Source organism: Acidiferrobacter sp. (assembly GCF_054609335.1).
Genome location: NZ_JBTRWP010000056.1, coordinates 5001 through 16895 on the forward strand (window position 1 = coordinate 5001; position 11895 = coordinate 16895).

Genomic DNA, 11895 nt, shown 5'->3' on the forward strand with positions numbered 1-11895 from the left:
GCGCCACATCGTCTGCCGACAGTGGCGGACGGGTGGTGTTCTTGCCCGTCGGATCGCCGATGCGGCCTGTGAAGTCGCCGATCAGAAACAATACCGTGTGCCCGAGGTCCTGAAATTGGCGCAGTTTGCGCAACAACACCGTATGGCCCAGATGGAGGTCCGGGGCGGTCGGATCGAAACCCGCCTTGATGCGCAACGGCCGGCCGAGCGCGAGCTTGTCACGCAACTCCGTCTCCGAGACGATATCGGCCACCCCTGCGCGGATGACGGAAAGGGCGTTTTCTAAGGCTAGCTTCACGACAACTACCTCCTTCGGAAGCGCCAAGGGTACCATAGCGGCCAGAACGGGCAGGAGGAGGGTCATGCCACACCACTATATCGGGCTCATGTCGGGCACGAGCGCAGACGGAGTCGATGCGGTGTGCGTCCGCTTCACAGCGGAAGCGCCCTCGGTCCTGCTCGCCGCGCACCATTATGAACCCTACCCCGAATCCTTGAGACAGCGCCTGCTTGCGCTCATGGTGCCAGGCGCAGATGAGATCGACCGCATGGGCGCCCTCGAAGGGGAGTTAGCGGAAATCTTCGCGGCCGCCAGCACCGAGGCCCGGCGCGCCGCGGGTCTCACCCTCGCCGAAGTGGCTGCCATTGGCTCGCACGGCCAAACGGTACGGCATAGGCCCTCGGGGCCTCACGCCTTCACCTTGCAGATCGGCGATCCGGCGCGCATAGCCGAGCGCACCGGCATCACGACCGTCTCGGACTTCCGGCGACGGGACATGGCGGCCGGCGGTCAGGGTGCCCCGCTGGTGCCGGCCTTCCACCAGTGGTTATTTGGTCACGCCACCCAGACGCGCGCCATCGTGAACGTGGGCGGGATCGCCAATATCACGGTGATTCCCGCCACCCACACAACGAGCCCGGTGCGGGGCTTCGATACGGGTCCCGGAAATGCCTTGCTCGACGCCTGGGCGCACCAACACACGGGCAAACCCCAGGACACAGACGGCCTGCTGGCCGCACGCGGCCGCATGGATCCGGGCTTGCTTGCGCTCCTGAAAGACGACCCCTACTTCGCGGCCCCGCCCCCCAAAAGTACCGGCCGCGAGTACTTCACGCCACAGTGGCTCGCCACGCGCCTCCAACACCTCGGCCGCGACCTCGATGTCGCCTCGGTCCAGGCCACACTCGTGCGCCTCACCGCCGAGACGATTGCCGAGGCCCTAATACCGCTGCAGCCCGAAGAGGTCTTCGTCTGCGGAGGCGGCACCGCCAACCCGGTACTCATGGCGGCGATCGCCGGGCGCCTCACAGTCCCCGTTCACACCACCGCGCGCCTGGGGCTCGACCCGCAGCTCGTGGAGCCCGCCGCCTTCGCGTGGCTTGCGCGTGAGACCCTGTCCGGACGCCCGGGCAATCTGCCATCGGTCACAGGGGCCCACCACCCGGTGATACTGGGCGCCATCTATCCCGCGTGACGGGCCCTGAAACGCGAAAGCCCCTCGCTTTTGAGGGGCTTTCGGGGACCAGAAGTTCTGGATCCGGGCGTGCGTCAGACCGAAAAGGACGACCCGCACCCACAGGTACTCTTGGCTTGCGGGTTCTTGATCACGAACTGCGCACCGTCCAGCCCCTCCTGATAATCGATCTCGGCCCCAGCCAGATACTGGAAGCTCATGGGATCGACGAGCAAGGTGACGCCTTCTTTGTCGATGCGCGCATCGTCCTCGTTTGCATTCTCGTCAAAGGTAAACCCGTATTGGAAACCCGAGCAACCTCCCCCCGAAACGAAAACCCGCAGCATCAAGGCCGGATTATTCTCCTCGGTGATCAACTCTTTGACCTTCTGGGCCGCGCTATCGGTAAAGTTCAAAGGGCTCGGCATCTCGGTGGCAACGGCTTCATTCATACTCATAAATCCTCGCGATTTCCCTGGCGGCCATTATCCGCCCCCAGACGCCTAGCGGTCAAATAACCCTAGGATATGACGGGATCGGAACCGCCTATGGCCTTCAGTTTGGGTGTACCCTTCTCGGCCTCGTGGATCAACCCACCATTCACGGTGGCGCCCAGCGCCATCTCCAGGCTCTTGTAGGTCATATCCCCCGTAATCTCCGCCTTGGCCTGCAACTCCACGCATTCCGAGGAATAGACGTTCCCCTTGATCGTGCCATTGATAATGAGGTGAGGGACACGGATGCTTCCTACCACCTCGCCGCGCTCGCTCAGGATCAGCGTGCTGCCCTCACCTTGCGCGGTAATGTCGCCATGCACCTTGCCATCAACACGCAGCCCCCCCGAGAACACGAGATTGCCCGTAATTTGCGTCTGTTCGCCGATCAAGGTGTCTATGGTGTTGCACGGCTTCTCTGCCGACTTCTTTCCCATTTTCTCTAGCATGCTGCGTATCCTCACTTGCGGGGGGCCGGGGGCGTGGAGGCCGGCCACGGGTAGGTCTGCGTAATAACATGGCCGCCCGATGTCAGCTGCACCACGACCCGTTGCGGAACGATGTTCGCGGGCAGGACTAAGCGCCCCCGAACCTCATCGAAGTATTTAAAGTGGACGGCCTGGGGCGTGTCAACAAGGCCCGCCGCGGGCGTATCCGACGAATGGCCGGGGGTATGGCCCTGAACGGTCAGGCGCACGCGGGCATAAGTCCAGCGATCGGGGGCAAACGGCTGCACCAAGAGCAGGTGATAGTACCAGCCGCGTGCCTCGCGAATGATTCGGAAGCGCTGGATGGCCACCCTCTTGGCGCGCTTCGAGGCGCCGAGGATAGTCTGATAGAACCCCAGCCGCTCCTGCAGGTGCATAAGCTGCTCGTCGCTCTTCTTCAAGGCCGACGACAAGGACGAGTACGCCACATCACCGGATTGAAGCATGCGCTTACTCATCGCAAGGTCCGCGGAAAGCTTCCTCACCTTTTGCTGCAAGTGGGCTATCCGCTGCTTGGCCACGGCCTGCTCATGGGCGGCGCGGCCCGCATAGAAACCGGCCACCGACTCGCCGCGCCAGAAGAGCCCCGCCCCGCCTAGGACCACCGACACGGCGCCGGCGGCGATCAATCCATAACGCACAGCGGGTGAGACACGCCGTCTTACAACGAGATCACCGGTATGCTTTACCACAACACCTCCGCAGAAACTCTGGGGAGTATAGCGACTAACGCGGGCGCGACAATGTCAGGGGGAAAGCGCGATGTCGTCCAGACCCTCGGTCTCCGGAAAACCGCACATGAGATTCAGGTTCTGCACAGCCTGACCGCTCGCGCCCTTGGTGAGGTTGTCGATGGCGCTCAAAACGACGACCTTGTCCGTGCCCTTGGGGCGATGGACGGCGATACGGCAGAGGTTGGTACCACGCACCGTGCGGGTATCCGGGTGTCCGCCCGCCGGTAGAACATCGACAAAGGGCTCATCGCGATAGCGCGCCTCGTAGAGCGCCTGGACGTCGACCGACGGATCCTTCAGCCGCGCGTAGAGCGTGGCATGAATACCGCGGATCATGGGGACCAGGTGCGGTACGAACACGAACTCGACCGGCGCGCCCGCCATCTGCGCAAGCCCCTGGGCGATCTCAGGCTGGTGGCGATGACCGCCCATAGCGTAGGCCCGCACCGACTCGGAGGCCTCGGCAAGCAACATGGGGACATGGGCACCGCGCCCCGCCCCGCTCGTGCCGGACACAGCCGAGGCCATGAGCGACGACAGGTCCACCAGACCGCTCTCGACAAGTGGCAGAAAGCCTAACTGCACGGCGGTCGGATAGCAGCCGGGATTGGCGACCAGCCGCGCCCGGGCGATCGCCGCACGGTTGCGTTCCGGCAGACCGTATGCGGCCTCGGCCACGAGCTCCGGACAGGCGTGCTTCATGCCATACCATTGCTCCCAAAGCGCGACATCCCGAATCCGGAAGTCAGCGGCGACATCGATAAGACGCAGACCCTCGGCAAGCAGTCGCGGGGCATGGGTCATGGCCACACCATTGGGGGTTGCGCTCATCACCACGTCGCAACCGGCAAAGACGCCCGCGCCCTCCGGATCGGAAAACATCAGATCACAACGACCCCGCAGGCTCGGGAAGAGGCTCGCCACGCTACGGCCCGCCTCGGCACGCGAGGTGATCGCCGTCACCGTCACACGCGGGTGGCGAATCAAGAGACGCAAGAGCTCCGAAGCCGTGTAGCCCGTGCCGCCGATTATCCCGACCTTGACCATAAGAACCCCCGATTAAGGGCCGCCATTGTAGCAGAGCACCATAAAAAACGGGGCCCGCAGGCCCCGTCATGTCACATCTTACCCGTTACGACTTAGAACACCTTGCGCATGCCGATCGAGAACACACTCTGGGTGCCATTGTTCGCACCGGTGGCGGCCGGCACATTGGCGTTGACGCCCGTGATGTGCGTCTGCCGGTAACCGCCGTAGAGGCTGAAGCCCTTCTTGAAGTTGTAGAAGGCCCCGACCGCCACGTAGCTCACCTTGATGTCGGCACCCGCGTAGAACTTGTTGCGGGTTTCGCCCACCTGCACCACCGGCGCCCAATGCCCGACCGCACCATCGACACCCACGAAGACGTCGCGGGTCGGATTGGCCTCGCCCGAGGTCTGGAGGTTCTCCGCCTGACCCATGACCGCCACCGGACCGAAGTTGTACTTCACACCAAACTTGGTGTTGTTCTGGATGACACCGGGTCCTGCATTACCTGCGGGTTCAACATACGTCAGACCGTTGCCCACACCCACCGGGGTCGCGTAGGGCTTGAAGGTCTGGGCACCGGCCGGGACCCCGGCATGGTCGCGGGCCACAAACACGCTCCAGCCCATGGCCTTCCACTGCAGGGCGCCCGCGTAGTCGCCGTGCTGGGCGGTCAGCGTTTGTACGCTGTTACTCCCGTTCACACCGGCATTCTCGGGGCTATAGGCCAAGGCCACATGGAAGCCGGCAAAGTTCGGGGACTGGTAGAGGATGGAGTTCGTCATGAAGCCGTTCTGGCCGAACACGCCGGCGGCCATACCGCCGTTGCCGCGCGCCTGCAGATCGGTGGTGACGAAGGCATCCCACATGACGCCGCCCGTGTACTTATAAGGGCTTGCGATGTTGCCGACCTCGAGGGAGCCGAAGCCGCCCTTCAGGCCGACATACTTCTCACCCGCGTCAGTAGCATTAGGCGCATACGGCGAGCTGTCAAACCCGCTCTGCCCCATGGTGTTGACCTTCATCATGTAATAAGCCATGCCGGTCAGGCCGTAGCCCAGCTTCTGGCTGGCCTCTACCCACAGGCGGCCACGACCGTTGTCGAGCATGTTGGTGCCTTGGCTTTGCACCACACCATTGCTCGAGTCCTTCCAATAACCGATTTCCCCCTGCGCCATACCCCCGACCTTGACGCCGGCCATGGCGGCCACGGGCAGCACGACCAAGGCCGCGCTCACGGCAGCCGTCAGCACCTTGCACTTCATCTTAGTATTTCCTCCTCACCGAACAGGATGTTTGTTTTGAGTAACAACTAGACGCTGCAACGTCTATGCTGATGAGGTATAGCAAGCGGCCTAGGCAAATGCAACACAGAAGAGCTCGCTTAGGATCAAGGCGGGCACGGGGTGATGGCATGACAGGTACACGAGCCGGAATGCGCGGCCTTCGCGCCGTCGGAGCGACGGGGACCGACCAAGGCTTAGGCGGTGTTCGCGGACAGGCGGCGCTATCGCGGCCTGCAGGGGATACGAAAGGTGAGTCGTGAGCACCCCGCCCCCTCCCCCCACCGACTCAGCGCCCCACGCAGTCAGTCGTCTGTGGGCGTTTTTCGTGCTGGGCATCTTGATTACGACCTTCGCCTTCGCCGTCGCGTCATGGCGCGGACTCGAGCAAGCGACCCGCCATAGGCTTGCGATCATAGCCGCGGCCATCGGTCGGGTCGAGGAGTCCTACCTCACCCACATAGCCAGCGACATGCAGCGCCTACAAACGACCCTGCGCCAGGTGCCGCCCGCACCGCGCGCTCGCCTGCTGCGCGATTATGTGGCCGACCATCCCAAGGACGTCGATGCGGCGATCCTCAATGCCCGCGACCATATCCTGGCCGCCGCCTCTCCGCTTGAGATCACGACCGCGAATCTGCAGCACACGCTCCTCGCCGTGACCTCTCTCTGCCTCTCGCGCCACCATCTGTGTTTCTCGCCGCCCTTCGCGACGCCCCATGGTCGGCGCGTACTGTTCGCGCAGTCCTACTCATCGCACGACACCCTGATCCTGGAGCGCCCGCTGTCCTCGTGGCCACGGCTGCGCGGGCTCGTAGACAAACTGCCCCCGCACTTCCATATCTTCATCGTCAACCGCGGGGGGGGTGCTCGAATACCGGCTTCCCGACCTGGCAGATACCCGATACGGGAAGCTGCGCCACGGCCCTCTCATGCAGGCGCTGCGCCAAGCGCGCCGCCAGGGCCATGGGGAATTCTCCGGGCAAACACTGACGGGCTGGCGCCTCGGGGCCTACCAATCTACTCACTATGGTCTCGTGGCCGGCGTGAGCCTGCCCATGAAGAACCTGATCGAGATTTTCGTGCATAGGCTCGAGGTGCCGCTGGCACTGATATTCGCCCTGTTGGTGAGCGCGACCTTCTACTATCGGTCGTCTCGACGCGAAATAGCGCACACCGAGGCGATGCAGGAACACGCCGAGGCCCAAATTCAGAGGGAGCGCCTATTTGCCGAGCAACAGCGTGATTTTTACCTGGCCTTGAGCGAACTGAACCAATTCATCGTCCGCCACCCCGACCCGGACCAACTGTTCGCGGAGACCTGTCGGATCATCATCGCCTACACCGGACTGCTCTTCGCCTGGATCGGTCGGGTCGAAGCCTCCGGCGACATACACGTGCTGGCCTTCAGCGAGAAACGCCCGCTCGGGATCGACTGGCTACACTGCCTCTTCACGGCCGACCCCAGCCGCCCCGAGGGCCAGGGCTCCGCTGGCCGCGCAGTGCGCAGCGGACACATAGAAATCACCGATGACCTAACCCACGATGCGCGCTTTACGCCGTGGCATGCCATGCATAAGGCCGCTGGCACGCAATCGGCAGCCGCGCTCCCGATCCGGACCAAGAAGGGGATCGTGGCGATCCTGGCCCTGGGATCCGAGCAATTGAGCCTCTTCTCCCCGCCGCTCGTGAGCCTCCTCGAGGGCCTGACCCAGGATCTCGCGTTCTCGCTTGAGGATACCGAGCGCGAGCAACAGCTCATCCACCAAGCGCGGCACGATGCCCTCACAGGGCTCGATAATCGCGCCCAGTTCCGACAGAAACTCGAAGAGGCTTTGGCGCGGCCCCCGCAACAGCAAAGCGGCTTCGCCATCGCCATGCTGGACCTCGACGGCTTCAAGGGCATCAACGACCAATTCGGCCACATCGTGGGCGATGAACTCTTGCGCCGCATTGCCGAACGCATCCGGACCACCCTCCCTCCGGGCACGACCACAGCGCGCCTTGGGGGTGATGAATTCGGGCTCATCTTGTCGCCCATCGACGCCCCCGCCGACGTGATGTCGGCCCTGGATGCGATGCGCATGGCGCTCGAGGACCCGTTTGTCGCCGTCGGACACGAGCAACTGACCGTTGCGGCAAGCTGCGGGGTAAGCCTGTTCCCGTCCGACGGGACTCAGGCCGATGACCTTATAAGGCGGGCCGATCTCGCCTTGTACGAGGCCAAGCGCCTGGGAAAAAACGTGCACCGTTTCTTCACGCCCGCCCTCGAAGAGCGCCTTCTAAATCAGCACAAGGTCCAATTTGAGTTTGCCACGGCCTTACGGGATCGCGTTCTCGCGCTCCACTTCCAACCCCAGGTTGAAATCGCCACCGGGCGCCTGCGCAGTTTCGAAGCCCTGCTGCGCTGGCCGCGACCCGACGGACGACTCTGGGCCCCGGGCGAATACTTTCCAGTCATCGAGCAGGACGCCGAACTCATGCGCCGGCTCGATCTCTTCGTGGTGGAGCAGGCCTGCCATGCAATTCTTTATCTCGCGGAACAGGGGATCAAGGTGCCGGTCGCGGTCAATATCCACAGCCGCCACCTCCTGCACCCGGATTTCCTGAAAGACCTCCAATCCGCGATGACGGGAGGCCCCGAAGTCCGCCATTTGCTTGAAATCGAGATCACCGAAACGAGTGAGCTTTCCGATCTTGCGCACGCCGGCGCCATCTTGGAAGAGTGCCGCGCGCTTGGCATCGCCGTCGCCCTGGACGACTTCGGCACCGGCTACGCCTCACTCACATACCTGCAACAATTACCCTGCGACATCCTGAAGATCGACAAGACCTTCGTGGGCGACATGGGCGAGGACCCGCGGGATTTCGCGATCGTGAGCGGTATATTGACGGCCGCCCGCGTTCTGCATTTGGTGACGGTCGCCGAAGGTGTCGAGGAGCTGGAGCAAGGCTTGCTCTTACGCGATCTCGGCTGCCAGTTCGCCCAAGGCTATGTCATCAGTCGGCCCCTCCCCTTGAATGCCGTCGCCCCTTGGGCGCGTGGCTGGCGGGCCCCCGATCTCTGGACCCAAACCGCGCCCGGCACGACCACGGCGACAAACGCTTGGCTTGCCCGCGCCCACCACAAGAAACGGATAAGGGCCGTCATCGAGACTCTGCGACGGGACTGCCCGCCGACCCCCGTGGATGCGCTGGCAGTCGACGCCTGCCCCCTCCATCATGAGTTACGGGCGCTGGGGCCAAGTCCGCTTGAGACGCTTCATGCCCGCATCCATCACCTTATGACGGAGGCTATGCGCGAGTACGCCGAGGACACACAAGCCGGCGTCGTCACATTGATGGAACTTCAAGCGGCCGAGAATGAATTAGAGGCCTTGCTCCTCAAGGCCCTCACAGAACCGGGCCACCTCACAATAGGCTTGTAGCCCGTTCCTATCGCCGCACGACTTTGCCACACCTGGGCCTAGTCCGCCTTCGCGCCGCACAACGTTGCACCCACAACAGCAGCAGCCGGTCCATGCCCACTCGCTCCACGCTGACAACCGCGCCAACCCGAAGACCCTTTTCTTGGCCTCAATCCCGTTCCCGTACGGCCGTCATCGCCTGCCACCGAACAGAACATCGCGAACCTGAAAAGGCGCTCTCGCACCCCCTCAGTGCAGTTGGACCCAAGGTCGCCCGTCATGGCGGCTCAATCCGGGCGTTTACGCGGGGGCACCCCAGGGGGCGTTCGCGCATCCGGCACCGAACCCATCGGTCCTCATGATGGCCGCGGCCAATATTGCTGACCTAAGAACGCGACAGACAAAAACACATACCACACTCATACCTCGGGGATGTCCTTATTCATAACCATCTCCGTAAATGCTTCAGTCGCGAAGGCATCCAAAAGACTCGCATCGTCCCTTGGGAGATTTTTAATGACTGCGTGCGACGCAATATGGCTCGGCGCATATACGATCCGGACCTGCTTTCTGAGCCCGCCACAAACTTCCTTGGCTTTCCGAACGCAAGCCACCGCGAACCCACATTTCGGCCCAATCTTCGTGCCACCTCTAAGGCTGGCCGACCTCAGCTCTACAACGCATTGGCCAATTCTCGCCGCGTGCGTAACCCCATCATGGTACTCAAGCCAATTGGCCGAGAGGTCCTGCTCATTCTCCCGTAACTCGAAGGCCTGGGGGAGGCAACCGATCACCTCCCCATCCGCATCCCTTCTCAGCCGGGCCCAACTCACGCGCCTCAAGATATGGTGATCGCCAGGTAGCTGTTGTCCTCGCCCTAGCATTTCTGCAACCACCGCTTCGGCTCATACGGCTGGAGAGTCTCCGCCAAACGAGACACCGGGACTTCCCCTGCAAAACGCTCTATACCGTATTCCGTCAAATTCGATATCACCCACCTTACGCGGTCGCTCGGGTAAAACTCGACAGTAAGCCGATCTTGGTCGCGCGTCCAGGCGGCCACGACATACCCCCTATAAGACGCGCCCAACCCGGGCTTCACGGTTGGTGCCAGATTCAACATCGCCTTTAAAAAAGTCCCAAAGGACCCTTTTTGGATCGGGATGTCTTCAATATCCCACTCCTGTGGATCATGTAGGGAATCCAGTTGCCGGAACAGACCATCACGCCAGCTCGCGTCCATATGCATAGCGACCTGTGATATCAAAACTTTTATGCTCGCGGTTGCATCAAAAAGTTTCTCTTCAACTCCCGCCTCAACCGTTGCGGCTTGGAGAACCTGAGCGGCCGGTGACGGTGAGTTTTGAAGATCATATATTTTCTGCCGGACACCCCTCCAGTCATCCATCTCGCCAAGCATAAGAGGCGATTCCGTTGAATACTCGAAGGAGCCGTAGTATCCAGCGGAGAATGGACTGACGACCGAAACACCCACTAAATCACGCCCCTCAACTTTAGGGTGATCTGGCGTTATGTGTATCTTAAGTTCCCCCGTCATTTCCAAATAGACCTCGCGCCTTTTCAGTTATGCAGGACTCAAAGACAGCATTCTTCCTGTGCCTCACCTGACTGATTAGATTAAATATCTCGTCATCTTTCTGAGGAACGTCGATCACCCGTCCGATGTCTTGATCTATGATAAAGGAGACGTAACCTATGAGCGGAGAGGGGACCGAGGCGGAGTTGATAATCAAATGCGCCTTCAAGTCTTGCATGTATATCTGTGCTTGGACGCTGTATGCGTTTAGAGGCCCAAACTCCGCGGTCACGCGCGGGAAGACATTTAGGTACTGCTCGTGGGCGAGGATGCCACCCTCGACCGGTATATCTACCCGGTTAATGTAGCGGACGCCGACCCTCTGCACGGTCTTGAACCCTAGCCGTTTTCTCAAAATACGCCAATCTCTGCAAAAGCGTGCGAAAACCGTATCCCAGCCTGGATAAGGCGGGAGCTGGGAAACGGTAAAGGACTTGGGGAACAAAATAAGCAACTCGGTCATGTCGGGTGATGAAAAACGACTGCCGGCCTCATGTTCCTGGTTTATGTCAAGGTCCGCTCCACCCCCCGCCTGCAACTTGACATGGAGATTTTTGATTGGCTGGCTATGGGCGTAGTGTCGAGATAGGGCCTTCTGGAGAGACAATAGTTCGCTTTCGCCAATCGGATCCTCGAAGAGGATAGAGATGACGGCTTCGGTAATAGGCGGTTTACTGTACTGTTGAGCTTGCGTCATGCCGTCCAGACTCAGGATTGGTGCTCACTAGAAGCTTTTCCAAAACCAGATACGCCGCCGCGGCTTGGCGTTTTTCGTGCCGCCGTATTGAGTGGTACGGCGGGCCACCGTACCGTAACCCGCAGGGGTAAAAGCCTCCACGTAAATGATGCGGGCTCACAATATATACTGCCATTATCGAGGACCCAAGGATCCTTGCGCCTGGCGCACTGCACGGGCCCAAAACAAACAGAAGCGCCCTCTCCCCACATGCGCCCCCCAATTCGGGAGAGGCGCCCACCGTCCGAGGCGAAATAGCCTCGCGGCGTTGACGTCGCGGTCGTGCGTCATGCCGCGTTCCGGGCACATCCAGGAGCGCACACAGCAGCATCGAATGACCATGCATTACTGACGCGCGGATGTTTTCAGAAGCCGCAGCGCTCAAATCTTAGCGATTCCGCACCAGGCGCCGGATCGGGGCCATAGTGCACGCTACCGGAACCCTCACTTCTGCTTGCAAGGCCCAGCCCCTCTGTCGGGCGCGGGTTGGTCACGCGCACACGATATCCTCAGTGGTGCTTTGCTTCAACCTGGCTTTTTGACTGGGTGGGGGGGTGCCCCTATGTCCTTTGTCAAGCATTTGTTGTCGATGCCGCATGATAAAAAGCGCCGTCACGCAACATCGCATACAGCACATCACTGCGCCTACGGGCCAGTGCGATGAGCGCCTGATTGT

General features: G+C 61.5%; 11 protein-coding genes (1 of these 11 cut by a window edge). 3 read left to right on the top strand and 8 right to left on the bottom strand.

Going from position 1 to position 11895, the window contains the following annotated elements; genetic code table 11:
• A protein-coding gene (gene tyrS, locus ACYCTF_RS12185; protein WP_461284240.1) for a tyrosine--tRNA ligase crosses the window boundary here: on the bottom strand, window positions 1-298 show its beginning. Its footprint begins 914 nt before the window's first position; the window shows 298 of its 1212 coding nt (coding positions 1-298); the start codon lies at window positions 296-298; its stop codon lies off the left edge, out of view.
• Between the two features lie 64 nt (window positions 299-362).
• Here tyrS and ACYCTF_RS12190 point away from each other — a divergent pair, with 64 nt between their 5' ends.
• Window positions 363-1475 carry an anhydro-N-acetylmuramic acid kinase gene (locus ACYCTF_RS12190; RefSeq protein ID WP_461284241.1) on the top strand — a complete coding sequence of 371 codons (1113 nt, stop codon included), beginning with the start codon at window positions 363-365 and terminating at the stop codon, window positions 1473-1475.
• A 74-nt stretch (window positions 1476-1549) separates the two neighbouring features.
• Here ACYCTF_RS12190 and erpA read toward each other — a convergent pair whose 3' ends face one another.
• The 5 genes from erpA to ACYCTF_RS12215 form a co-directional block, all read right to left on the bottom strand.
• A complete protein-coding gene (gene erpA, locus ACYCTF_RS12195; RefSeq protein WP_461284242.1) occupies window positions 1550-1906 on the bottom strand; it encodes an iron-sulfur cluster insertion protein ErpA in 357 nt (118 codons plus the stop codon).
• Window positions 1907-1974: 68 nt separating this feature from the next.
• Window positions 1975-2397: a bactofilin family protein gene (locus ACYCTF_RS12200; protein ID WP_461284243.1), complete on the bottom strand. Its 423-nt coding sequence runs from the start codon at window positions 2395-2397 to the stop codon at window positions 1975-1977.
• Window positions 2398-2408: 11 nt separating this feature from the next.
• Window positions 2409-3128, bottom strand: coding sequence for a DUF6776 family protein (locus tag ACYCTF_RS12205; RefSeq protein WP_461284244.1), 720 nt, complete (start codon window positions 3126-3128; stop codon window positions 2409-2411).
• A gap of 54 nt (window positions 3129-3182) precedes the next feature.
• A complete protein-coding gene (gene argC / locus ACYCTF_RS12210) occupies window positions 3183-4217 on the bottom strand; it encodes an N-acetyl-gamma-glutamyl-phosphate reductase (protein WP_461284245.1) in 1035 nt (344 codons plus the stop codon).
• Window positions 4218-4309: 92 nt separating this feature from the next.
• Window positions 4310-5461: a porin gene (locus ACYCTF_RS12215; protein WP_461284246.1), complete on the bottom strand. Its 1152-nt coding sequence runs from the start codon at window positions 5459-5461 to the stop codon at window positions 4310-4312.
• A 346-nt stretch (window positions 5462-5807) separates the two neighbouring features.
• On the opposite strand from ACYCTF_RS12215, the gene ACYCTF_RS12220 reads away from it, so the two are divergent.
• The gene (locus ACYCTF_RS12220; RefSeq protein WP_461284247.1) at window positions 5808-6569 is read left to right on the top strand and encodes a type 2 periplasmic-binding domain-containing protein; all 762 of its coding nucleotides are present in this window, start codon (window positions 5808-5810) and stop codon (window positions 6567-6569) included.
• Window positions 6538-8907 carry a putative bifunctional diguanylate cyclase/phosphodiesterase gene (locus tag ACYCTF_RS12225; RefSeq protein WP_461284248.1) on the top strand — a complete coding sequence of 790 codons (2370 nt, stop codon included), beginning with the start codon at window positions 6538-6540 and terminating at the stop codon, window positions 8905-8907. The genes ACYCTF_RS12220 and ACYCTF_RS12225 overlap by 32 nt, the downstream gene beginning before the upstream one ends.
• A gap of 856 nt (window positions 8908-9763) precedes the next feature.
• Here ACYCTF_RS12225 and ACYCTF_RS12230 read toward each other — a convergent pair.
• On the bottom strand, window positions 9764-10444 hold the full coding sequence (locus tag ACYCTF_RS12230; RefSeq protein ID WP_461284249.1) for a hypothetical protein: 681 nt from the start codon (window positions 10442-10444) through the stop codon (window positions 9764-9766).
• The gene (locus tag ACYCTF_RS12235) at window positions 10428-11180 is read right to left on the bottom strand and encodes a TIGR04255 family protein (RefSeq protein WP_461284250.1); all 753 of its coding nucleotides are present in this window, start codon (window positions 11178-11180) and stop codon (window positions 10428-10430) included. Before ACYCTF_RS12235 ends, ACYCTF_RS12230 begins: the two co-directional genes overlap by 17 nt.
• Between the last annotated feature and the right edge of the window lie 715 nt (window positions 11181-11895).

Excerpts from the sequence above, each read along its gene's own strand:
- ACYCTF_RS12200 (WP_461284243.1), bottom strand. The coding sequence starts at position 2,397 with ATGCTAGAGAAAATGGGAAAGAAGTCGGCAGAGAAGCCGTGCAACACC.
- ACYCTF_RS12225 (WP_461284248.1), top strand. The coding sequence starts at position 6,538 with ATGAAGAACCTGATCGAGATTTTCGTGCATAGGCTCGAGGTGCCGCTG.
- ACYCTF_RS12235 (WP_461284250.1), bottom strand. The coding sequence starts at position 11,180 with ATGACGCAAGCTCAACAGTACAGTAAACCGCCTATTACCGAAGCCGTC.
- argC (WP_461284245.1), bottom strand. The coding sequence starts at position 4,217 with ATGGTCAAGGTCGGGATAATCGGCGGCACGGGCTACACGGCTTCGGAG.
- ACYCTF_RS12215 (WP_461284246.1), bottom strand. The coding sequence starts at position 5,461 with ATGAAGTGCAAGGTGCTGACGGCTGCCGTGAGCGCGGCCTTGGTCGTG.
- ACYCTF_RS12230 (WP_461284249.1), bottom strand. The coding sequence starts at position 10,444 with ATGACGGGGGAACTTAAGATACACATAACGCCAGATCACCCTAAAGTT.
- ACYCTF_RS12190 (WP_461284241.1), top strand. The coding sequence starts at position 363 with ATGCCACACCACTATATCGGGCTCATGTCGGGCACGAGCGCAGACGGA.
- erpA (WP_461284242.1), bottom strand. The coding sequence starts at position 1,906 with ATGAATGAAGCCGTTGCCACCGAGATGCCGAGCCCTTTGAACTTTACC.